We start from the raw sequence: 23630 nt of genomic DNA on the forward strand, positions 1-23630 counted from the left end.
CGCGAATGCGGTGTGCCAGGCGATGGTCAGTTGACTGACACACCGCATTCGCGAGCAAGCCCGCTCCCACAGGGGACATATATTGGTTCAGATGCTGATGCGTGTCAGGTGAGCATCGGGTTCCTGGTTGACGCTCAAATGCCGGACCATCTCTTCCTGCAAGCGGCTGCACAACTGCGGATCGGACAGTGGCTGGTTGTTGGCGTCAGTGATGAAGAACACGTCTTCCACTCGTTCGCCGAGGGTGGCGATCTTGGCATTTTGCAGCGACAGGTCGAACTCCAGGAAAATATGCCCGACCCGCGCCAGCAGGCCCGGGCGGTCCGGGGCGCTGAGTTCCAGCACGGTGACCTGGCGCAGGGCATCGTTATGGATGGTCACCTGGGGCGCAAACGCGAAATGCTTGAGCTGGCGCGGTACCCGACGCTGGATGATGGTCGGGTAGTCCGCCGGGTTGCGCAGGGCCTCGGTGAGGCCGTCACGAATCTGCTTGATCCGTGCCGGATTGTCGCCAATCGAGTCGCCATCGGTGTCGAGCACGATGTAGGTGTCGAGGGTGAACTGGCTGCTGGAGGTGATGACCCGCGCGTCGTGAATGTTGAGGTTGAGCTGGTCCATCGCGGCCACGGTCACGGCGAAGAAGTCATGCTGGTCCGGTGCGTAGATGAAAATCTGCGTGCCGCCCTCGAACTCCCGTTGCGTGGTTTCCTTGATCAACACCAGCGGTCCGCCATCGGCCGGTTGCTGCAGGATCGCGTCGCTGTGCCAGGCCACGTCGCCGGCGGTGTGGCGCAGGAAATAATCATCGCCCAGTTGCGACCAGAGCTGTTCCACATCGTCCGGATCGGTGCCGCCCCGCACCAGGATGTCCAGGGCGGCGCTTTGGGTGCGACGGATCTGCTCTTCGCGGTCCACCGGATTTTCCAGGCCGCGGCGCAAGGCACGCTTGGTCTCGGTGTAGAGCTGGCGCAGCAGGCTGGCGCGCCAGGAATTCCACAGGGTCGGGTTGGTGGCGTTGATGTCGGCCACGGTCAGCACGTAGAGGTAATCCAGGCGGGTTTCATCGCCGACAATCTGGGCGAAGTCGTGGATCACCTGTGGGTCGGACAAGTCCTTGCGCTGGGCAGTGGTCGACATCACCAGGTGATTCTGCACCAGCCAGACGATCAGCCGGCTGTCCCACACCGGCAGTTGATGCCGCTGGCAGAACGCTTCGGCATCCACCGCACCGATCTCGGAATGATCGCCCTGGCGGCCTTTGCCGATGTCGTGGTACAGCCCCGCCATGTAGATCAGCTCAGGCTTGGGCAGCTTGCCCATGAGCTTGCTGGCCAGCGGGAATTTCTCCGACACCTGGGTGTATTGCAGCTTACGCAAGTGCTTGATCAGGTTCAGGGTGTGGGCATCGACCGTATAGATGTGGAACAGGTCGTGTTGCATCTGCCCGACAATGAAGCCGAACTCCGGCAGATAGCGCCCCAGGATCCCGTAGCGGTTCATGCGTCGCAGGTTGCGGTGTACGCCGATCTTGCACTTGAACAACTCGATGAACAGGCTGGTGTTGCGGATATCGTGGCGGAAGTGGTCATCGATCAGGTGGCGGTTTTCCCGCAGCAGGCGGATGGTGTCGGCGCGCACGCCCTTGATTTCCGGCTGCTGGGCCATGAGCACGAAGATTTCGAGCATGGCAAATGGCGTGCGACGGAACACATTGGCGTTACGCGCTTCGATGTAGCCGTCGTGCAGCTGGAACCGCGCGTTGATCGGTTGCGGTGGTTCTTCATCCTCAGGGGCGAGGATGACTTCCTCGAAGTGCTGGATGATCAATTCGCTGAGCTGGGCGATGCTCATCACCACCCGGTAATACTGTTGCATGAAGTTTTCGATGGCTTGCTTGGCGTCCTGCCCCTCGAAACCCAGCAGGCCCGCGATGGAGCGCTGGTGATCGAACAGCAAGCGGTCCTCGGCACGACCGGCGAGCATGTGCAGGGCGTAGCGAACCTTCCACAAGAATTCCTGGGATGAGGCCAGCAGGGCGTTTTCGCTTTCCACCAGGAAGCCTTCGCCAGCCAGGGCTCGTAGGTTCAAGGTGCCATACTCGCGACGCGCCACCCAGAGGATGGTCTGGATATCCCGCAGCCCGCCGGGCGAACCCTTGACGTTGGGTTCCAGGTTGTACTCGGTGTCGTTGTACTTGTGGTGACGGGCTTTCTGCTCGGCGTGCTTGGCCAGGAAAAAATCCTTGCTCGGCCACATGTGCGCGGTGCTGGTGACATCGAGCATGCGCTGGCGCAGGCGCTCCGGGCCGGCGATGGTGCGGCTTTCCATCAGGTTGGTGATCACCGTCAGGTCGGCGCGGGCCTCGTCGGCGCATTCCTGCACCGAACGCACGCTCTGGCCGACTTCCAGGCCGATGTCCCACAGCAGCGTCAGGAAGCGTTCGATGGAATCGCGAAACACTTCATGATCGGCCTTGTCCAGCAGGATCAGCAGATCGATGTCGGAGTAGGGGTGCAGTTCGCCGCGCCCGTAGCCGCCCACCGCCACCAGGGCGATGTCGGCCTCCTGGCTCCAGTTGAACTGGTCCCAGGCCTTTTGCAGGATGTTATCGACGAACCAGGCACGGTCCTCGATCAGTCGGCGGATGTCGCGGCCATCGCGAAAGCGTTGGTCGAGCACTTCGTGGGCCTGGCGGATCGCCTTCTTGAAGGCCGAGATGGGGCTTGCCTTCAGGGCCAGTTCAGCCTGGAACTGGCCACGGTCGAAGAGTTCGGGGTCCACCTGCGGCATCGAATGGCTTTCCTTTCTATCTATAGCTGTCTATAGCTGTCGGCTGGGTTCGGTTCAGGCAGAAACGCGGGCGATGGTGTCATCGCTGCGCAGGGTGAAGATCTCGTACCCGGTCTCGGTTACCAGCAGGGTGTGCTCCCACTGGGCCGACAACTTGCGGTCCTTGGTGATGGCGGTCCAGCCGTCGCCCAGCACCTTGGTCTCGGCGCGGCCCTGGTTGATCATCGGCTCGATGGTGAAGGTCATGCCCGCCTGCAGTTCCATGCCGGTACCGGCGCGGCCATAGTGCAGGATCTGCGGCTCTTCGTGGAACACCTTGCCGATGCCATGGCCGCAGAACTCACGGACAACCGAGAAGCCGTTCTTCTGCGCGTGCTTCTGGATCACTTCGCCGATGTCTCCCAGGCGACAGCCCGGCTTCACCAGTTCGATGGCCATGTACATGCATTCCTGGGTGACTTTCGACAGGCGCTGGGCCCACTCCGGCACGTTACCGACGTGGAACATGCGGCTGGTGTCGCCGTGATAGCCGTCCTTGATGACCGTGACGTCGATGTTCAGGGTGTCGCCATCCTTCAACGGCTTTTCGTTGGGGATGCCGTGGCAGACCACATGGTTGATCGAGGTGCAGATCGACTTGGGAAAGCCTTTGTAGTTGAGCGGCGCGGGGATGGCTTTCTGCTCGTTGACGATGTAGTCGTGGCAGATGCGGTCCAGCTCTTCGGTGGTCACGCCAGGCTTGACGTAGTCGGCGATCATTTCCAGCACGTCGGCGGCAAGTTTGCCGGCGACCCGCATTTTGGCGATGTCCTCTGGAGTCTTGAGGGTAACGGTCATACAGGCTCTCTCTGCGCCTGGCGGCGCTGTTCAATGCGAAATGGGCGGCGGATGGCGATACGCCGGGCCCTGAAAGAGGCGATTCTAACAGACGATCGGGGCAAATCCGCGTCCGGATGCATTGCCAGTCCAGTTAAGCCCCGTTAAACCGTGGCGAGGGAGCTTGCTCCCGCTGGGCCGCGCTAGCGGCCCTCGCTTTTTTGGGGTTGCTGCGCAGCCCAGCGGGAGCAAGCTCCCTCGCCACGTTTGGGTGGTCGACTTGAGGATGTTTTACTTGAAGAGCAGAATCCGTGTTCCGTTTTCGCCCATGCCGTGGTATAAAATGCGCCGCTTTCCGGGGATGACCCCGTAAGCTTAAATCCACACACGTGTCGACACGATGACCTGGGTGCCTTCAGCTCATGCAGCTGCTGGTTGGTCATTGGGATACGTGGAGGCCAAACCCGACTTATCAAGGAACTATCATGTCCCAAGTCAACATGCGCGATATGCTGAAGGCCGGTGTGCACTTCGGTCACCAGACCCGTTACTGGAACCCGAAAATGGGCAAGTACATTTTCGGCGCGCGCAACAAGATCCACATCATCAACCTTGAAAAAACCCTGCCGATGTTCAACGAAGCACTGACCTTCGTAGAGCGCCTGGCCCAGGGCAAAAACAAGATTCTGTTCGTCGGCACCAAGCGTTCCGCTGGCAAGATCGTTGCTGAAGAAGCAGCACGTTGCGGTTCGCCGTACGTCGATCACCGCTGGTTGGGCGGCATGCTGACCAACTTCAAGACCATTCGTGCTTCCATCAAGCGTCTGCGTGACCTTGAAGTGCAGTCCGAAGACGGTACTTTCGCCAAGCTGACCAAGAAAGAAGCGCTGATGCGCTCCCGCGATCTTGAGAAGCTGGACCGCTCCTTGGGCGGTATCAAGGACATGGGCGGTCTGCCTGACGCACTGTTCGTGATCGACGTTGACCACGAGCGCATCGCGATCACCGAAGCCAACAAGCTGGGCATCCCGGTCATCGGCGTAGTCGATACCAACAGCAGCCCGGAAGGCGTTGACTACATCATCCCAGGCAACGATGACGCCATTCGCGCCATCCAGCTGTACATGGGTTCGATGGCTGACGCTGTTATCCGTGGTCGCAACAACGTTAATGGCGGCACCGAAGTCTTCGCTGAAGAAGCTCCGGCAGCAGCCGCTGAGTAATTGACGCCCTGGCGTTGACTCAGTAAGCAAAAAGGGGGCTTGGCCCCCTTTTTGCCACCTCGAAAACCATTTGTCGCCAGCGCAGCTACCTGTTTGTAACGTGTCGCGGTCTATAAGCAGTGGTTTTCCGGGAAGAATTGATCGCCCGTTCGGTCGGGTGGAATGGTTGAAAACCTATCCAAGAGGATTTTGAAATGGCAGAGATTACTGCAGCGTTGGTCAAAGAACTGCGCGAGCGTACCGGCGAAGGCATGATGGACTGCAAGAAAGCCTTGACCAAGGCTGGCGGCGACATCGAGAAAGCCATTGATGACATGCGTGCTTCGGGCGCCATCAAGGCTGCCAAGAAAGCGGGCAACGTTGCCGCTGAAGGCGCCATCGCCATCAAGGACGACGGTAAAGCCGCCGTTCTGCTGGAAGTCAACTCCCAGACCGACTTCCTGGCTCTGCAGGATGACTTCAAGGCATTCGTCGCTGCCAGCGTTGAAAAAGCCTTCGCTGACAAGCTGACCGACGCCGCTCCGCTGATCGAAGCTCAGGAAGAAGCGCGCCTGGTCCTGGTCGGCAAGACCGGCGAGAACGTCAACATCCGTCGCCTGGTACGCGTTGAAGGTGACGTGGTCGGTACTTACCTGCACGGTAACAAGATCGGCGTGGCTGTCGTCCTCAAGGGCGGCGACACTGAGCTGGCGAAAGACATCGCCATGCACGTGGCAGCGACCAATCCTGAATTCCTGCTGCCTTCGGACGTTTCGGCCGAAGCGATCGAGCGCGAAAAGGGCGTCTTCCTGCAACTGAACGAAGAGAAGCTCAAGGGCAAGCCTGCTGACATCGCCGAGAAGATGGTTGCTGGCCGTATCTCCAAGTTCCTGGCTGAAGCCAGCCTGGTTGAGCAAGCTTTCGTCAAGAACCCGGAAGTCAAGGTTGGCGACCTGGCGAAGAAAGCCGGTGCTGAAATCGTTTCGTTCACCTACTTCAAGGTCGGTGAAGGCATCGAGAAGCCGGTCGACAACTTCGCTGAAGAAGTTGCCGCCCAGGTAGCTGCTGCCAGCAAGCAATAAGACAGGTTTTTATAACTGTCGCCCAGAAGAGGCTGCCCGCTCACGCGCGCAGCCTCTTTTTGGATGGGGATGCCGATTTTTATTGGTTTCCTGCCGGAACTGGCTTACAAAGCCGTGTTCCGATGGCGCTGTGTCAGCGTCAAGCTAGAGTGAACGCAGGCTGCAAAACAGCCGCAAAGAATTTTCGAAAATACGCCGCAGGAGAGATTCGCAATGGCTCAGCAGGGCAGTGGTTATCAGGCTCGCTATAAACGCATTCTACTCAAGCTTAGCGGCGAGGCCCTGATGGGCTCCGAAGAGTTCGGAATCGATCCGAAAGTGCTGGATCGCATGGCCCTGGAAGTTGGCCAACTGGTTGGGATCGGTGTCCAGGTCGGCCTGGTCATCGGCGGCGGCAACCTGTTTCGCGGCGCAGCGTTGAGCGCAGCCGGCATGGACCGGGTGACAGGCGACCACATGGGCATGCTGGCCACTGTGATGAACGCCCTGGCTATGCGTGATGCGCTGGAGCGTGCCAATATCTCGGCCATCGTGATGTCGGCCATTTCCATGGTTGGCGTGACCGATCACTACGATCGCCGCAAGGCCATGCGCCACCTCAACTCCAAAGAGGTGGTGATTTTTGCCGCCGGCACCGGTAATCCGTTCTTCACCACGGATTCGGCTGCCTGTCTGCGAGCGATCGAGATCGATGCCGATGTCGTGCTCAAGGCAACCAAGGTCGATGGTGTCTACACCGCCGACCCGTTCAAGGACCCCCATGCCGAGAAGTTCGATCATCTGACCTACGATGAAGTGCTGGATCGCAAGCTGGGTGTAATGGATCTGACGGCTATCTGTCTGTGCCGCGATCACAAGATGCCGTTGCGCGTCTTTAACATGAACAAGCCAGGCGCCCTGCTGAACATTGTCCATGGCGGCGCCGAAGGCACACTGATCGAGGAAGTTCAACAATGATCAACGAAATCAAGAAAGACGCTGAACAGCGCATGCAGAAGTCCCTGGAGTCCCTGGCTCACAACTTCGGTCGCATTCGTACCGGCCAGGCTCACCCAAGCATCCTGGAAGGCGTGATGGTGCCGTACTACGGTTCCGACACCCCAATCAAGCAAGTGGCCAACATCACCGTCAAGGACGCTCGTACCCTGCAGGTCGTGGCGTTTGAGCGCAACATGCTGGCGGCGGTCGACAAGGCCATCGGCAGTGCCGGGCTGAACCTGAACCCGACCAACCTGGGCGAGTTGCTGCTGATCTCCATGCCGGCCCTGACCGAGGAAACCCGCAAGGGCTTCACCAAGCAGGCGCGCGACGTGGCTGAAGACGCCCGCGTAGCGGTGCGCAACATCCGTCGTGATGCCAACAGCCAGCTCAAGGATCTGGTCAAGGAAAAGGAAATCAGCGAGGACGAAGAGCGTCGCGCCACGGGCGAAATCGATGACCTGACCAAGAAATACGTGGCTAGGATCGACGCGGATCTGGCTCAGAAAGAAAAAGACCTGATGGCCGTATAAGGGTCTCGTTTGATGGAAAAGACCAAGCAGGCCGTGTCGTTCGCGGTGCCGCGCCACGTGGCGATCATCATGGACGGCAACAACCGCTGGGCCAAGAAACGCTTCATGCCCGGGGTTGCCGGGCATAAGGCGGGGGTCGATGCGGTTCGCGCGGTCATCGAGGTGTGCGCCGAGGCCGGGGTCGAGGTGTTGACCCTGTTCGCGTTCTCCAGCGAGAACTGGCAGCGTCCGGCCGATGAAGTCAGTGCCTTGATGGAATTGTTCCTCAAGGCCCTGCGCCGGGAAGCCAAGCGCCTCAATGAGAACAGCATCAGCCTGCGCATCATCGGTGATCGCTCGCGTTTTCATCCGGAGCTTCAAGCCGCGATGCGCGAAGCCGAGGCCGCGACGGCCGGCGCTGATCGGTTTGTCCTGCAGATTGCCGCCAACTATGGCGGCCAGTGGGACATTGCCCAGGCGGCCCAGCGGTTGGCGCGGGAAGTCCAGGCCGGGCACTTGCGCCCGGAAGACATTACCCCTGATCTGTTGCAGACCTGCCTGGCGACCGGTGACCTGCCGTTGCCGGATTTGTGCATCCGCACCGGTGGCGAACACCGCATCAGCAACTTTCTGCTCTGGCAACTGGCTTACGCCGAGTTGTACTTCTCCGACCTGTTCTGGCCGGACTTCAAACACGAAGCCATGCGTACCGCGCTGGCCGATTTCGCTTCCCGTCAGCGTCGCTTCGGTAAAACGAGCGAGCAGATCGAGGCCGGAGCCCGGGTTTAATGCTCAAACAACGAATCATCACCGCCCTGATCCTGTTGCCCATCGCCCTGTGCGGTTTTTTCCTGCTCGAAGGTGCCAGTTTTGCACTGTTCATCGGGCTGGTCGTGACGCTGGGGGCCTGGGAATGGGCGCGGCTGGCGGGTTTTCCCGCGCAGTCGGCGCGTGTGGCCTATGCCGTGGCGGTGGCCGCCATGCTGTTCATCATGCACCTCATCCCGGGCCTCGCCCCGTGGGTGCTGGGTGCGGCGGTGCTGTGGTGGGCGACGGCGACCTTCCTGGTCCTGACCTATCCGAAAACCACTCACCATTGGGCCAACGCGGCAACCAAGCTGATGATCGGCCTGTTGATCCTGCTGCCGGCCTGGCAAGGTCTGATCTGGATCAAGCAGGGGCCGTTGGGCAACTGGCAGATCATGGCCGTGATGGTGCTGGTCTGGGGCGCCGACGTCGGGGCTTATTTCTCCGGCCGGGCCTTTGGCAAGCGCAAGCTGGCGCCGAAAGTCAGCCCGGGCAAGAGCTGGGAAGGGGTCTATGGCGGCCTGGCCCTGAGCCTGGTGATCACCACCGTGGTCGGCTTTGTGCGCGATTGGACGGTCGCACAGCTGCTGATGGGCCTGTTTGGCGCCGCTGTCGTTGTCTTTGTTTCGGTGGTGGGCGACCTGACTGAAAGCATGTTCAAGCGTCAGTCCGGGATCAAGGACAGCAGTAACTTGTTGCCCGGTCACGGCGGCGTGCTGGACCGTATCGATAGCTTGACTGCGGCGATCCCGATCTTTGCCGTATTGCTGTGGATGGCGGCTTCGTGAGTCGGCCTCAACAGATCACGGTGCTGGGTGCGACCGGTTCGATCGGGCTCAGTACGCTTGATGTCATCGCTCGGCATCCCGAGCGTTACCAAGTGTTTGCCCTGAGTGGATTCACGCGTTTGAGTGAGTTGCTGGCGTTGTGCATGCGTCACGCGCCTCGGTTTGCCGTGGTGCCCGAGGCGGGCGTAGCGCGGGCCTTGCAGGATGATCTGCGCGCCGCCGGGCTCTCCACTCGCGTGCTGGTCGGGGAGGAGGGGTTGTGCCAGGTGGCCTCCGCCCCGGAAGTCGATGCCGTGATGGCGGCCATTGTCGGTGCGGCGGGCTTGCGTCCGACGCTCGCGGCGGTGGAAGCCGGTAAGAAGATCCTGCTGGCCAATAAAGAAGCCCTGGTCATGTCCGGTGCGCTGTTCATGCAGGCGGTGCGCAAAAGCGGTTCGGTGCTGCTGCCCATCGACAGTGAACACAATGCGATCTTTCAATGCATGCCACAGGATTTTTCCCGTGGCCTGGGCGCGGTGGGAGTCCGACGGATTTTGCTGACAGCCTCCGGCGGTCCTTTCCGGCAGACACCGCTGGAAGAATTGATGCATGTTTCACCTGAGCAAGCCTGTGCGCATCCGAACTGGTCCATGGGGCGCAAGATTTCCGTGGATTCGGCCAGCATGATGAACAAGGGGCTGGAGCTGATCGAAGCCTGCTGGCTGTTCGATGCCAAGCCGTCCCAGGTCGAGGTGGTGATCCACCCGCAAAGCGTGATTCACTCCCTGGTGGATTACATTGACGGTTCGGTGCTGGCCCAGTTGGGCAATCCGGACATGCGCACACCGATCGCCAACGCGCTGGCCTGGCCGGCGCGGATCGACTCCGGTGTCGCGCCGCTGGACCTGTTCGCCATCGCTCGCCTGGATTTCCAGGCGCCTGACGAACAGCGTTTCCCCTGCCTGCGCCTGGCGCGGCAGGCGGCCGAGGCGGGCGATAGCGCGCCGGCCATGCTCAATGCGGCCAACGAAGTGGCGGTTGCGGCGTTTCTCGATGGACGTGTCCGTTACCTCGAGATCGCGAGTATCATCGAGGAAGTCTTGAATCTCGAAGCCGTGGTTGCGGTCGATGACCTCGATGCGGTATTCACGGCGGACGCCAGGGCTCGTGAGTTGGCGGGCCAATGGCTGCAGCGCCACGGGCGTTGAAGCTGCGATACGTTAGCCAGGGTCGCCCTGGACAGGATTGCGGAGAAAACAGATGAGCGCGCTCTATATGATTGTCGGCACCCTGGTTGCACTGGGGGTGTTGGTCACCTTTCACGAATTCGGTCATTTCTGGGTCGCGCGTCGCTGTGGCGTCAAGGTGCTGCGTTTCTCCGTGGGCTTCGGCATGCCCTTGGTGCGCTGGCACGACAAGAAAGGTACCGAGTTCGTCGTGGCGGCGATCCCGCTGGGCGGCTACGTCAAGATGCTCGATGAGCGCGAAGGCGAAGTGCCGGCCGATCAACTCGATCAGTCCTTCAATCGCAAGAGTGTTCGCCAGCGTATCGCTATCGTCGCCGCAGGGCCGATCGCCAACTTCCTGCTGGCAATGGTTTTTTTCTGGGCGCTGGCCATGCTGGGCAGCGAACAGGTGCGTCCGGTCATCGGCACGGTGGAGGCGGGCAGTGTGGCTGCCCGTGCCGGCTTGGGGGCCGGGCAGGAAATCGTCGCCATCGATGGCGAGCCGACATCGGGCTGGGCTGCGGTCAATCTGCAACTGGTACGCCGCCTTGGCGAGAGCGGTTCATTGCAGTTGATGGTGCGCGAGCAGGGTTCTTCGGTGGATTCGCCGCGAGAGCTGCTGCTGGATAACTGGCTCAAGGGCGCCGACGAGCCGGACCCGATTCGCTCCCTGGGTATCCGCCCATGGCGCCCAGCGCTGCCACCGATACTCGCCGAACTTGACCCCAAGGGCCCGGCCCAGGCGGCTGGCCTGAAAACCGGCGACCGCCTGCTGGCACTCGATGGCCAGGCGGTGACTGACTGGCAGCAGGTGGTGGATGCGGTTCGTGTGCATCCTGATACCAGAATTGTGCTGCGCGTCGAGCGTGACGGCGCTCAAATCGACGTCCCGGTGGCCCTGGCCGCTCGTGGCGAGAGCAAGGCGCCGACCGGCTACCTGGGGGCTGGCGTCAAGGCTGTCGACTGGCCACCGGAAATGGTCCGCGAAGTCAGTTTCGGTCCGGTGGCAGCGATTGGCGAGGGTGCGCGTCGTACCTGGACCATGAGTGTCCTGACCCTCGACTCACTGAAGAAAATGTTGTTCGGCGAGCTCTCGGTAAAAAACTTGAGTGGACCGATAACCATTGCTAAAGTGGCGGGCGCTTCTGCCCAGTCGGGCGTTGCTGATTTCCTGAATTTCCTTGCTTATCTGAGCATTAGCCTGGGGGTTCTGAATTTGCTGCCCATCCCGGTACTGGATGGGGGGCATCTGCTGTTTTATCTGATCGAGTGGGCGCGTGGTCGTCCCTTGTCGGAGCGGGTTCAAGGTTGGGGGATACAGATTGGTATCAGTCTGGTGGTCGGGGTGATGTTGCTTGCCCTGGTCAACGATCTGGGTCGTCTGTAACGCTTTGCTGAATTGCGAATCTGCCGCATTTTGCGGCAGTTTGTTTATTGCCAGTTGGAATAAGAAAGGACTTCATGAAACGTCTGCTGCTAACCGCGGTTATTACCGTGTTGATGATCGCCGAAGTTCACGCCGAGTCCTTCACTATCTCTGATATTCGCGTCAACGGCCTGCAGCGGGTTTCCGCGGGCAGCGTCTTTGGTGCCTTGCCGCTGAACGTCGGCGAGCAGGCGGATGATCGGCGCCTGGTGGAGTCCACTCGTGCGCTGTTCAAGACCGGTTTCTTTCAAGATATCCAGCTGGGCCGTGACGGCAATGTCCTGGTCATCACGGTAGTGGAGCGCCCGTCGGTCGCCAGCATCGAGATCGAAGGCAACAAGGCGATCTCCACTGAAGACCTGATGAAAGGCCTCAAACAGTCGGGCCTCGCCGAAGGCGAGATCTTCCAGCGCGCCACCCTCGAAGGCGTGCGTAACGAACTGCAACGCCAGTACGTGGCCCAGGGCCGCTACTCGGCCACGGTCGACACCGAGGTCGTACCGCAGCCGCGCAACCGCGTAGGCCTGAAGGTCAACATCAACGAAGGCACCGTCGCCGCCATCCAGCACATCAACGTGGTGGGCAACACGGTTTTCCCTGATGAAGACCTGATCGACCTGTTCGAGCTCAAGACCACCAACTGGCTGTCGTTCTTCAAGAACGATGACAAGTACGCCCGTGAAAAACTCTCCGGTGACCTGGAACGCCTGCGTTCCTACTACCTGGACCGTGGCTACATCAACATGGACATCGCTTCGACCCAGGTGTCCATCACCCCGGACAAGAAACACGTCTACATCACCGTCAACGTCAACGAAGGCGAGAAGTACACCGTTCGTGACGTCAAGCTCAGCGGTGACCTGAAAGTCCCTGAAGACCAGGTCAAGTCGTTGTTGCTGGTGCAGAAAGGCCAGGTGTTCTCGCGCAAGCTGATGACCACCACTTCCGAACTGATCACCCGTCGCCTGGGTAACGAAGGCTATACCTTCGCCAACGTCAACGGCGTGCCACAGCCGCACGATGACGACCACACCGTCGACATCACCTTCGCCGTGGACCCGGGCAAGCGTGCCTATGTGAATCGCATCAACTTCCGTGGCAACACCAAGTCCGAGGACGAAGTGCTGCGTCGTGAAATGCGCCAGATGGAAGGTGGCTGGGCCTCGACCTACCTGATCGACCAGTCCAAGACCCGTCTGGAACGCCTGGGCTTCTTCAAGGAAGTCAACGTCGAGACGCCGGCCGTGCCGGGTGTCGATGACCAGGTCGACGTGAACTACAGCGTCGAAGAGCAAGCCTCCGGCTCCATCACCGCCAGTGTCGGTTTTGCCCAGAGCGCGGGCCTGATCCTCGGTGGTTCGATCACCCAGAACAACTTCCTCGGTACCGGTAACAAGGTCAGCATCGGCCTGACCCGCAGTGAGTACCAGACTCGCTACAACTTCGGCTACGTGGACCCCTACTGGACTGCTGACGGCGTGAGCCTGGGCTACAACGCCTTCTATCGCACCACCGATTATGACGAGCTCGACTCCGATATCTCCAGCTATGCGGTGGACAGCCTGGGTGCGGGCGTCAACGTGGGATATCCGATCAGCGAAACCTCGCGCCTGACTTTCGGCCTTACTGCCCAGCAGGACAAGATCAACACCGGTCGCTACACCGTCGACGAGATCTTCGACTTCGTGAACCGCGAAGGCGACAGCTACCTGAACTTCAAGGCATCGGCCGGCTGGTCCGAGTCGACCCTGAACAAAGGCGTGCTGGCGACGCGTGGCCATTCCCAGAGCCTGGTATTGGAAACCACGACCCCTGGCAGCGACCTGTCGTTCTTCAAACTCGATTACCGTGGCCAGTTGTTCCAGCCGTTGACCGACAACTACACCGTGCGCCTGCACACCGAGTTGGGCTATGGTGATGGCTACGGTTCGACCGAGGGGCTGCCGTTCTACGAGAACTATTACGCCGGTGGTTTCAACTCGGTTCGTGGCTTCAAGGACAGTACCCTTGGTCCTCGCAGTACGCCGAGCCGTGGTGTAGACCGTACAGGCAACGTCGGTACGATCGCCGACCCGGACCAGGATCCGCTGCCGTTCGGTGGCAACGTGCTCATCCAGGGCGGTCTCGAGGTTTTGTTCCCGATGCCGTTCGTCAAGGATCAACGCTCGTTGCGTACCTCGGTTTTCTGGGACGTGGGTAACGTTTTCGATTCCAAGTGCGAAACTACCACCAACACTAATGGCACCAAGTCCGATACGACGTGCAACGACATCAGCCTGAGCAACATGGCCAGTTCCGTTGGTGTCGGCGTGACCTGGGTCACCGCGCTGGGTCCATTGAGCTTCGCCCTGGCGATGCCGATCAAGAAACCGGATGACGCTGAAACCCAAGTGTTCCAATTCTCCCTCGGCCAGACGTTCTAAGCGTCTGACCCAAGACAACGACAATGGATTTTGTAGGAGTACATCGTGCGTAAGTTGACTCAATTGGTTCTCCTGGCGACCGTACTGGTCGCAGGTCCGGCTTTTGCCGACATGAAGATCGCCGTGCTGAACTATCAGATGGCCCTGCTGGAATCCGATGCGGCGAAGAAATACGCCGTGGACGCCGAGAAGAAGTTCGGCCCGCAACTGACCAAGCTCAAGAGCCTGGAAAGCAGCGCCAAGGGTATCCAGGACCGCCTGGTAGCCGGTGGCGACAAAATGGCCCAGGGCGAGCGCGAGCGTTTGGAGCTTGAATTCAAGCAAAAGGCCCGTGACTTCCAGTTCCAGTCCAAGGAACTGAACGAAGCCAAAGCCGTTGCCGACCGTGAAATGCTCAAGCAGCTCAAGCCGAAACTCGACAGCGCCGTGGAAGAAGTCATCAAGAAAGGTGGTTTTGACCTGGTGTTCGAGCGTGGCGCCGTGATCGATGTCAAGCCGCAGTACGACATCACGCGCCAGGTCATCGAGCGCATGAATCAGCTGAAGTAATCCATGACAGCGACTATCAAGCTCGGCCAGTTGGCCGAGTTCCTCGGCGCCACCCTGCGTGGCGACCCGGAGAAGGCAATTACTGGGCTAGCCACTTTGCAAGAGGCTGGCCCAGCTCAGTTGAGCTTCCTGGCAAATCCCCAATACCGTAAATACCTGGCCGACAGCCAGGCGGGTGCGCTGTTGCTCAAGGCGGCCGATGCCGAAGGGTTTGTCGGCGACGCCCTGGTCGTGCCCGATCCATACCTGGCGTACGCACGGATTTCCCACCTGTTCGACCCCAAGCCCAAGTCGGCCCCGGGTGTTCACCCCAGCGCAGTGATCGCGCCGGATGCGGTGGTTGATCCCAGCGCCAGTATCGGTCCATTCGTGGTCATCGAAAGCGCAGCTCGCATCGGCGCCGGTGTCACCCTTGGCGCCCATTGCTTCATCGGTGCGCGCAGCGAGGTCGGCGAAGGTGGTTGGCTGGCGCCACGCGTCACCCTGTACCACGACGTGCGCATCGGCAAGCGGGTGGTGATTCAATCCGGCGCGGTGCTGGGGGGTGAAGGCTTCGGTTTCGCCAACGAAAAGGGCATCTGGCAGAAGATCGCCCAGATCGGTGGCGTCACCGTTGGCGATGACGTGGAAATCGGCGTCAACACCGCGATTGACCGCGGCGCGCTGGCTGACACGATCATCGGCAATGGCGTCAAGCTCGACAACCAGATCCAGATCGCCCACAACGTCCAGGTCGGTGACCACACCGCCATGGCCGCCTGCGTGGGTATTTCCGGCAGTACCAAGATCGGCAAGCACTGCATGCTCGCCGGTGGCGTGGGCCTGGTGGGTCATATCGATATCTGTGACAACGTGTTCCTGACCGGAATGACCATGGTGACCCACTCGATTACCGAGCCGGGCGCCTATTCTTCCGGCACAGCCATGCAACCGGCAGCCGAATGGCGCAAGAGCGCGGCCCGTATCCGTCAGCTCGACGACATCGCGCGGCGCCTCAAGCAGGTGGAAAAGCGTGTAGGGGACGTGACCCCTGGCGGTAATGCTTCATCAGATGGCTGATACCATTTCCATATCAAGTGTGCACAGCCGTTAGGGCATCTTGATTTGCTAGCGGAGTGCGCGTCACTCGTGCGCTCCCAATCTTTACATAGGCTTCCCCCCGAAATGATGGACATCAACGAGATTCGCGAATACCTGCCTCACCGTTACCCGTTCCTGCTGGTGGACCGGGTGGTGGACCTGGATGTTGAAGGCAAGCGCATTCGCGCCTACAAGAATGTCAGCATCAACGAACCGTTCTTCAATGGTCACTTCCCCGCGCATCCCATCATGCCGGGCGTGCTGATCATCGAGGCGATGGCTCAGGCTGCCGGGATCCTTGGTTTCAAAATGCTCGACGTAAAGCCTGCCGACGGCACGCTCTACTACTTCGTTGGCTCCGACAAGCTGCGTTTTCGCCAGCCGGTCACCCCGGGCGATCAACTGATCCTCGAAGCCAAGTTCATCAGCTGCAAGCGCCAGATCTGGAAGTTCGAATGCCAGGCTTCGGTCGACGGCAAGCCGGTCTGCTCGGCTGAAATCATCTGTGCGGAACGCAAGCTATGAGTTTGATCGACCCTCGCGCAATCATCGATCCGACGGCCGTCCTGGCCGCCGATGTCGAGGTCGGCCCGTGGTCGATCATCGGCGCAGGTGTGGAAATCGGCGAGGGTACGGTGATCGGTCCCCACGTAATTCTCAAGGGACCGACCCGGATCGGCCGTCACAATCGCATCTACCAGTTTTCCTCGGTAGGCGAGGACACGCCCGATCTTAAGTACAAGGGTGAAGAGACCCGCCTGGTCATCGGCGATCACAACGTGATCCGCGAAGGCGTGACGATTCACCGTGGCACCGTCCAGGATCGTTCCGAAACGACCCTGGGCGACCACAATCTGATCATGGCTTACGCGCACATCGGCCATGACAGCGTGATCGGCAACCACTGCATCCTGGTCAACAACACCGCGCTGGCCGGTCATGTGCACGTGGACGACTGGGCGATCCTGTCCGGTTTCACCCTGGTGCACCAGTATTGCCACATCGGCGCCCACAGCTTTTCCGGCATGGGTACCGCCATCGGCAAGGACGTCCCGGCCTATGTCACGGTGTTCGGCAATCCCGCCGAAGCCCGCAGCATGAACTTCGAAGGCATGCGCCGCCGTGGCTTCAGCGAAGAGGCGATCGCTGCATTGCGTCGCGCCTACAAAGTGGTGTATCGCCAGGGCCTGACGGTGGAGCAGGCACTCGCCGAGCTGGCCGAGGCTTCGGCGCAGTACCCGGAAGTCGCCACATTCCGCGATTCCATCCAGTCTTCGACCCGCGGCATCACGCGTTAACCATGGCCAATTTGCGTATCGCGCTGGTGGCGGGGGAGGCTTCCGGCGACATTCTGGGCGCAGGCCTGATGCGGGCGCTCAAGGCGCAGCATCCCGCCGTCGAGTTCATTGGTGTGGGTGGTCCATTGATGCAGGCCGAAGGGCTGACCTCCTATTTCCCCATGGAGCGCCTGTCGGTGATGGGGCTGGTGGAAGTGCTCGGGCGTTTGCGCGAGTTGCTGGCCCGGCGCAAGAAGCTGATCGCGACCCTGATCGAGGCAAAGCCCGATGTGTTCATCGGCATCGATGCGCCGGATTTCACCCTCAACATCGAATTGAAGCTGCGTCAGGCCGGGATCAAGACCGTGCATTACGTCAGCCCGTCGGTCTGGGCGTGGCGGCAGAAGCGGGTGCTGAAGATTCGTGAAGGCTGCGACCTGATGCTCACGCTGTTGCCATTCGAAGCCCGGTTCTACGAAGAGAAGGGCGTGCCGGTGCGGTTTGTCGGCCACACCTTGGCCGACACCATCCCTCTGGAAGCCGACCGTGACGCCGCTCGTCAGGCGCTGGGCCTGGATGGCGGGCCACTGGTGGCGTTGATGCCCGGCAGCCGGGGCGGCGAAGTCAGTCGCCTGGGTGGTTTGTTTTTCGATGCCGCTGAACGCCTGCGGGCGATGCGTCCCGACGTGCGGTTTGTCCTGCCGTGTGCCAGCCCGCAACGTCGCGAGCAGCTTGAAGCGCTGCTCGTCGGCCGGGATTTGCCGGTAACGCTGCTCGACGGTCGCTCCCATGACGCGCTGGCAGCGTGTGATGCCGTGTTGATTGCCTCCGGCACTGCTACCCTTGAGGCGTTGTTGTACAAACGCCCGATGGTGGTCGCCTATCGCCTGGCACCGCTGACTTTCTGGATCCTCAAACGCATGGTCAAGAGCCCTTACGTTTCCCTGCCGAACCTGCTGGCCCAGCGTCTGCTGGTGCCGGAGTTGTTGCAGGATGACGCAACCGCCGAGGCCTTGGCCAACACGCTGGCACCGTTGATCGATGGCGGCGAGGAGCAGACCCGGGGCTTTGACGAAATTCACCGTACCTTGCGCCGCGATGCCTCCAATCAGGCCGCCGACGCGGTACTGACCCTGATCGGCGCGAAATAATGAATAATTCGAAGCTACAGATGGGCCTGGACTTCAACCTGGTCGCCGAAGTGGAAGAACTGGTGGCCGGTGTCGACGAGGTGGGTCGTGGCCCCCTGTGCGGCGCGGTAGTGACGGCGGCGGTGATTCTCGATCCGAACCGGCCGATCCTGGGGCTCAACGACTCCAAGAAACTCACCGAAGCCCGTCGTGAAAAGCTCTACGATGAGATCTGCGAGAAGGCACTGAGCTGGTGCATTGCCCGCGCCGAGGTCGAGGAAATCGATGAGTTGAACATCCTGCACGCCACCATGCTCGCCATGCAGCGCGCGGTGGAGGGCCTGCACATCACGCCAAAGCTGGCGATGATCGATGGCAACCGTTGCCCGAAACTGTCGATGCGCGCCGAAGCGGTCGTCCAGGGGGACGGCAAGGTGCCGGCCATCGCCGCCGCGTCGATCCTGGCGAAGGTCAGTCGCGACCGGGAAATGAGCGCTTTCGAGCTGATTTACCCGGGCTACGGCATCGGCGGCCACAAGGGTTACCCGACGCCCGTTCATCTGGAAGCCCTGGCCCGCCTGGGGCCAACGCCGATCCACCGGCGTTCGTTTGCGCCGGTGCGGCTGGCTTATGAAGCGCGCGAAGGGTTGATCGTAGGCTGAGCCAATCATGGCTTTCAGTTAAACGATACCCATGTGGGAGCGGGCTTGCTCGCGAATGCGGTGGACCAGGTAACGTCGATGTCAGCTGTGCGGACGCCTTCGCGAGCAAGCCCGCTCCCACAAGTTTTGCGCCATAACTGACGGGCATTCGCCACTCATACCCAAGGCCCGGTACAATCCGGGCCTTGTTGTTTTCATGACTTTACGCAGGATCACTATGCCGGCTTCATTCGTTCATCTACGCCTGCACACTGAATACTCCCTGGTCGATGGTCTGGTGCGGATCAAGCCCCTGGTCAAGACCCTGGTGGGCATGAACATGCCGGCCGTGGCGGTCACCGATCAGAACAACATGTGTTCGCTGGTCAAGTTCTACAAGAACGCCATGGGCGCGGGCATCAAGCCGATCTGCGGCGCCGACCTGTGGCTGTCGAACAAGGACCCGGACGCACCGCTGAGCCGTATCAGCCTGCTGGTGATGAACGCCGTTGGCTATCGCAACCTCACCGAGCTGATCTCCCGTGGTTTTATCGACGGTCAGCGCAACGGCTCGATCATCATCGAGCGTGAGTGGGTGGCCGAGGCCAGCGAAGGCCTGATCATGCTGTCGGCGGCCAAGGAGGGTGAAATCGGTCTGGCCCTGCTCAGCGGCAACGCTGAAGAAGCCGAAGCCCTGGCCCGCGACTGGATGGCCGTGTTCCCGGACCGCTTCTACATCGAAGTGCAACGCACCAGCCGTCCTAACGACGAAGAGCACCTGCACGCCGCCGTCGCCCTGGCCGACCGGATCGGCGCGCCGCTGGTGGCGACCAACGACGTGCGTTTCATCAAGCAGGAAGATTTCGAGGCCCACGAAACCCGCGTCTGCATCGGTGAGGGCCGGGCCCTCGACGATCCGCGTCGCTCCAAGAACTACAGCGACCAGCAGTACCTCAAGAGCGCCGAGGAAATGGCCGAGTTGTTCAGCGACCTGCCCGAGGCGCTGGAAAACACCGTCGAGATCGCCAAGCGCTGCAACATCGAAGTGAAGTTGGGCAAACACTTCTTGCCCAACTTCCCGATCCCCGACGGCATGACCATAGACGAGTATTTCCGCAAGGTCTCCTTCGACGGCCTGGAGGAACGCCTCAGCGTCCTGCTGCCCAAGGACACTACCGAGGATTACGAAGCCAAGCGCCAGGTCTACATCGACCGGTTGAATTTCGAGCTGGATATCATCATCCAGATGGGGTTCCCCGGTTACTTCCTGATCGTGATGGACTTTATCCAGTGGGCCAAGAGCAATGGTGTGCCGGTGGGCCCGGGCCGTGGCTCGGGCGCCGGGTCGCTGGTGGCCTATGTGCAGAAGATCACCGACCTCGACCCGCTGGAATATGACCTGCTGTTCGAACGTTTCCTCAACCCGGAACGGGTCTCCATGCCCGACTTCGACGTCGACTTCTGCATGGACGGTCGTGACCGGGTGATCGACTACGTGGCCGAGAAGTACGGCCGCAACGCCGTGAGCCAGATCATCACCTTCGGTTCCATGGCCGCCAAGGCGGTGGTGCGGGACGTGGCACGGGTGCAGGGCAAGTCCTACGGCCTGGCGGACCGCCTGTCGAAGATGATTCCGTTCGAAGTCGGCATGACCCTGGAAAAGGCCTACGAGCAGGAAGAAATCCTGCGGGACTTCATCAAGGTCGATGAAGAAGCCGCGGAAATCTGGGAGATGGCCCGCAAGCTGGAAGGCGTGGTGCGTAACGTCGGCAAGCACGCCGGTGGCGTGGTCATCGCGCCGACCAAGCTGACCGACTTCTCGCCGATCTATTGCGATGAAGAGGGCGACGGCCTGGTCACCCAGTTCGACAAGGATGACGTCGAGGCGGCGGGGCTGGTGAAGTTCGACTTCCTCGGCCTGCGGACCCTGACAATCATCGACTGGGCGCTGAAAACCATCAACCGCGACCGGGCCAAGGTCGGCGAAGAACCGCTGGACATCGCCTTCATCCCCCTGGACGACAAACCGACCTACAGTCTGTTGCAGAAAGCCGAGACCACGGCGGTGTTCCAGCTGGAATCCCGGGGCATGAAGGAGCTGATCAAGAAGCTCAAGCCTGACTGCCTGGAAGACCTCATCGCCCTGGTGGCCCTGTTCCGTCCGGGCCCGTTGCAATCGGGCATGGTGGATGACTTCATCAACCGTAAGCACGGTCGCGCCGAGCTGGCGTATCCGCATCCGGACTATCAGTACGAAGGCCTCAAGCCGGTGCTGGCGCCGACCTACGGCATCATCCTGTACCAGGAACAGGTGATGCAGATTGCCCAGGTCATGGCCGGCTACACCCTCGGCGGCGCCGACATGCTGCGTCGGGCCATGGGTAAGAAAAAACCCGAGGAAATGGCCAAGCAACGCGGTGGTTTCATCGAGGGTTGTGCGAACAACGGCATCGATGCCGACCTGGCCGGTAACATCTTCGACCTGGTGGAAAAGTTCGCCGGTTATGGCTTCAACAAATCCCACTCCGCCGCCTATGGCCTGGTGTCCTACCAGACGGCGTGGCTGAAGGCCCACTACCCGGCGCCGTTCATGGCTGCGGTACTGTCGGCGGATATGCACAACACCGACAAGGTCGTGACCTTGATCGAAGAAGTGCGGACCATGAAACTGCGCCTCGACGCGCCGGACGTGAACGCTTCGGAGTTCAAGTTCACGGTGAACGACGAAGGCCGCATCATCTATGGCCTGGGTGCGATCAAGGGCGTGGGCGAGGGGCCGGTGGAGGCCATCACCGAAGCGCGCCAGGACGGGCCGTTCAAGGATCTGTTCGACTTCTGTGCGCGGGTAGACCTCAAACGCATCAACAAACGCACCCTCGACGGTTTGATCCGCAGTGGCGCGCTCGACCGCCTGGGCCCTTATTTCCACGACGAGCCCAAGGCCTACCAGGCCAACATCGACCGCAACCGCGCGGTCTTGCTGGCGGCCATGGAAGAGGCGATCAAGGCGGCCGAGCAGACCGCCCGCACCCACGACAGCGGTCACGCCGACCTGTTTGGCGGGCTGTTCGTCGAGGACGACGCCGACGTCTACGGCAACCATCGCAAGGCCAAGGAACTGACCCTCAAGGAACGCCTCAAGGGCGAGAAAGACACCCTGGGCCTGTACCTCACCGGGCACCCGATCGACGAGTACGAAGGCGAGATCCGCCGCTTCGCCCGCCAGCGCATTATCGACCTGAAGCCGGCCCGCGACACGCAAACTGTCGCCGGCATGATCATCGCCTTGCGGGTGATGAAGAACAAAAAGGGCGACAAGATGGGCTTCATCACCCTCGACGACCGCTCCGGACGCATCGAGGCGTCGTTGTTCGCCGATGCGTTCCACTCGGCGCAATCGCTGTTGCAGACCGACGCGATGGTGGTGGTCGAAGGCGAGGTCAGCAACGACGATTTCTCCGGCGGCCTGAGGCTGCGGGTCAAGCGCGTGATGAGCATGGAAGATGCCCGCACCAACCTGGCCGAAAGCCTGCGCCTGAAATTGCAGACCCAGGACCTCAAGGGCGATCAGCTACGCTGGCTGGGCGAGTTGTTCAAGCGTCATCGCGGCGCCTGCCCGATCACCATGGAGTACGTACGCCCCGACGCCAAGGCCGTGTTGCAGTTCGGCGAAGGCTGGCGAATTGACCCGGCGGATGCGTTGATTCAAGCCTTGCGTGACCAGTTCGGCAAAGACAACGTCTTCCTCCAATACCGTTGACGGCCAGGGGCCACTCTCCAAACCTGTGCGCCCCTGATCTCGACCCGAATTTTTAATCTCGACCTGAACGCGCCTCTCCCTTAAGGTAGGCGCGAATAGACAACCGGCCGGCCCAAGCTCTCTTGGACGTCGACCCAAGACGGACGCCTATGAACCCGAATTTTCTAGATTTCGAACAGCCGATCGCCGACCTGCAAGCCAAGATCGAAGAGTTGCGCTTGGTCGGTAATGACAATTCGCTGAATATCGGCGATGAAATCTCTCGTCTGCAGGACAAGAGCCGCACGCTGACCGAAGACATCTTCGGCAAGCTCACCAGCTGGCAGATCGCGCGTCTGGCGCGCCATCCTCGCCGTCCGTACACCCTGGACTACATTGACCACATCTTTACCGAGTTCGACGAACTGCACGGCGACCGTCATTTCTCCGACGACGCCGCGATCGTCGGTGGTGTCGCCCGTCTCGACGACCAGCCAGTGATGGTTATCGGCCATCAGAAAGGCCGCGAAGTGCGCGAGAAAGTCCGCCGCAACTTCGGCATGCCGCGTCCGGAAGGCTACCGCAAGGCGTGCCGCCTGATGGAAATGGCCGAACGCTTCAAGATGCCGATCCTGACCTTTATTGACACCCCGGGCGCCTACCCGGGCATCGACGCCGAAGAGCGCAACCAGAGTGAAGCGATTGCCTGGAACCTGCGCGTCATGGCTCGCCTGAAAACCCCGATCATCGCCACTGTGATCGGTGAAGGTGGTTCCGGCGGTGCATTGGCCATCGGTGTCTGCGACCAGTTGAACATGCTGCAATATTCCACCTATGCGGTGATCTCGCCGGAAGGCTGCGCCTCGATCCTGTGGAAAACCGCCGAGAAGGCACCGGATGCGGCCGAAGCCATGGGCATCACCGCCGAGCGGCTCAAGGGCCTGGGTATCGTCGACAAGGTGATCAACGAGCCGGTGGGCGGCGCTCACCGCGACCCGGCAGCAGCAGCTGCGCTGATTCGCGCCGAGCTGAGTTCGCAACTGTCGATGCTGAAGAAATTCGACAACGACGCGCTGCTGGCCCGTCGCTACGAGCGGTTGATGAGCTACGGGCTCTGATCCAACTGCTGTACCCCTGTGGGAGCGGGCTTGCTCGCGAAAGCGGTGTGTCGGTTAACGATTATGT

Annotated in this window: 19 protein-coding genes; 17 read left to right on the forward strand and 2 right to left on the reverse strand. The window is 60.7% G+C overall.

Annotated features, from left to right (window positions below):
• Positions 1-87 precede the first annotated feature (87 nt).
• Together RGM2987_RS04760 and map are read right to left on the reverse strand one after the other, a co-directional pair.
• A complete protein-coding gene (locus tag RGM2987_RS04760) occupies positions 88-2790 on the reverse strand; it encodes a [protein-PII] uridylyltransferase (RefSeq protein ID WP_245138950.1) in 2703 nt (900 codons plus the stop codon).
• A 54-nt stretch (positions 2791-2844) separates the two neighbouring features.
• Entirely contained in the window at positions 2845-3627 is a 783-nt protein-coding gene (gene map, locus RGM2987_RS04765) for a type I methionyl aminopeptidase (protein ID WP_245138951.1), read from the reverse strand.
• A 464-nt stretch (positions 3628-4091) separates the two neighbouring features.
• Here map and rpsB point away from each other — a divergent pair, with 464 nt between their 5' ends.
• The 17 genes from rpsB to RGM2987_RS04850 all read left to right on the forward strand — a co-directional run bounded on the left by rpsB (position 4092) and on the right by RGM2987_RS04850 (position 23563).
• Positions 4092-4829 (forward strand): 30S ribosomal protein S2, encoded by a 738-nt coding sequence (gene rpsB / locus RGM2987_RS04770; RefSeq protein WP_042732227.1) that lies wholly within the window; start codon positions 4092-4094, stop codon positions 4827-4829.
• A gap of 194 nt (positions 4830-5023) precedes the next feature.
• Positions 5024-5890 (forward strand): translation elongation factor Ts, encoded by an 867-nt coding sequence (tsf, locus tag RGM2987_RS04775; RefSeq protein ID WP_245138952.1) that lies wholly within the window; start codon positions 5024-5026, stop codon positions 5888-5890.
• 213 nt (positions 5891-6103) lie between these two features.
• Positions 6104-6847 carry a UMP kinase gene (gene pyrH, locus RGM2987_RS04780; protein ID WP_003198235.1) on the forward strand — a complete coding sequence of 248 codons (744 nt, stop codon included), beginning with the start codon at positions 6104-6106 and terminating at the stop codon, positions 6845-6847.
• Positions 6844-7401 carry a ribosome recycling factor gene (frr, locus tag RGM2987_RS04785; RefSeq protein ID WP_245138953.1) on the forward strand — a complete coding sequence of 186 codons (558 nt, stop codon included), beginning with the start codon at positions 6844-6846 and terminating at the stop codon, positions 7399-7401. The genes pyrH and frr overlap by 4 nt, the downstream gene beginning before the upstream one ends.
• Before the next feature lie 12 nt (positions 7402-7413).
• Positions 7414-8169: a polyprenyl diphosphate synthase gene (gene uppS / locus RGM2987_RS04790; protein WP_245138954.1), complete on the forward strand. Its 756-nt coding sequence runs from the start codon at positions 7414-7416 to the stop codon at positions 8167-8169.
• On the forward strand, positions 8169-8975 hold the full coding sequence (locus RGM2987_RS04795) for a phosphatidate cytidylyltransferase (protein WP_245138955.1): 807 nt from the start codon (positions 8169-8171) through the stop codon (positions 8973-8975). The genes uppS and RGM2987_RS04795 overlap by 1 nt, the downstream gene beginning before the upstream one ends.
• Complete coding sequence (gene ispC / locus RGM2987_RS04800) at positions 8972-10162, forward strand: 1-deoxy-D-xylulose-5-phosphate reductoisomerase (RefSeq protein WP_245138956.1); 1191 nt, start codon at positions 8972-8974, stop codon at positions 10160-10162. Before RGM2987_RS04795 ends, ispC begins: the two co-directional genes overlap by 4 nt.
• A 52-nt stretch (positions 10163-10214) precedes the next feature.
• Positions 10215-11567 (forward strand): RIP metalloprotease RseP, encoded by a 1353-nt coding sequence (rseP, locus tag RGM2987_RS04805; RefSeq protein WP_245138957.1) that lies wholly within the window; start codon positions 10215-10217, stop codon positions 11565-11567.
• A 74-nt stretch (positions 11568-11641) separates the two neighbouring features.
• Entirely contained in the window at positions 11642-14029 is a 2388-nt protein-coding gene (bamA, locus tag RGM2987_RS04810; protein ID WP_245138958.1) for an outer membrane protein assembly factor BamA, read from the forward strand.
• A 45-nt stretch (positions 14030-14074) separates the two neighbouring features.
• The gene (locus tag RGM2987_RS04815; protein WP_024779019.1) at positions 14075-14578 is read left to right on the forward strand and encodes an OmpH family outer membrane protein; all 504 of its coding nucleotides are present in this window, start codon (positions 14075-14077) and stop codon (positions 14576-14578) included.
• A gap of 3 nt (positions 14579-14581) precedes the next feature.
• Positions 14582-15637 (forward strand): UDP-3-O-(3-hydroxymyristoyl)glucosamine N-acyltransferase, encoded by a 1056-nt coding sequence (gene lpxD, locus RGM2987_RS04820; protein ID WP_245138959.1) that lies wholly within the window; start codon positions 14582-14584, stop codon positions 15635-15637.
• A gap of 105 nt (positions 15638-15742) precedes the next feature.
• Complete coding sequence (gene fabZ / locus RGM2987_RS04825; RefSeq protein ID WP_003184897.1) at positions 15743-16183, forward strand: 3-hydroxyacyl-ACP dehydratase FabZ; 441 nt, start codon at positions 15743-15745, stop codon at positions 16181-16183.
• Entirely contained in the window at positions 16180-16956 is a 777-nt protein-coding gene (gene lpxA / locus RGM2987_RS04830) for an acyl-ACP--UDP-N-acetylglucosamine O-acyltransferase (protein WP_245138960.1), read from the forward strand. The genes fabZ and lpxA overlap by 4 nt, the downstream gene beginning before the upstream one ends.
• A 2-nt stretch (positions 16957-16958) precedes the next feature.
• Positions 16959-18086, forward strand: a complete 1128-nt coding sequence (gene lpxB, locus RGM2987_RS04835; protein ID WP_245138961.1) for a lipid-A-disaccharide synthase — start codon at positions 16959-16961, stop codon at positions 18084-18086.
• A complete protein-coding gene (rnhB, locus tag RGM2987_RS04840; protein ID WP_245138962.1) occupies positions 18086-18727 on the forward strand; it encodes a ribonuclease HII in 642 nt (213 codons plus the stop codon). The genes lpxB and rnhB overlap by 1 nt, the downstream gene beginning before the upstream one ends.
• A 217-nt stretch (positions 18728-18944) precedes the next feature.
• Entirely contained in the window at positions 18945-22466 is a 3522-nt protein-coding gene (gene dnaE, locus RGM2987_RS04845) for a DNA polymerase III subunit alpha (RefSeq protein ID WP_245138963.1), read from the forward strand.
• Positions 22467-22615: 149 nt separating this feature from the next.
• Positions 22616-23563, forward strand: a complete 948-nt coding sequence (locus tag RGM2987_RS04850) for an acetyl-CoA carboxylase carboxyltransferase subunit alpha (protein ID WP_024779026.1) — start codon at positions 22616-22618, stop codon at positions 23561-23563.
• Positions 23564-23630: the final 67 nt, after the last annotated feature.

Origin of the sequence: Pseudomonas sp. RGM2987 (assembly GCF_022952855.1) — a bacterium.
In the GTDB taxonomy this organism is placed as follows: domain Bacteria; phylum Pseudomonadota; class Gammaproteobacteria; order Pseudomonadales; family Pseudomonadaceae; genus Aquipseudomonas.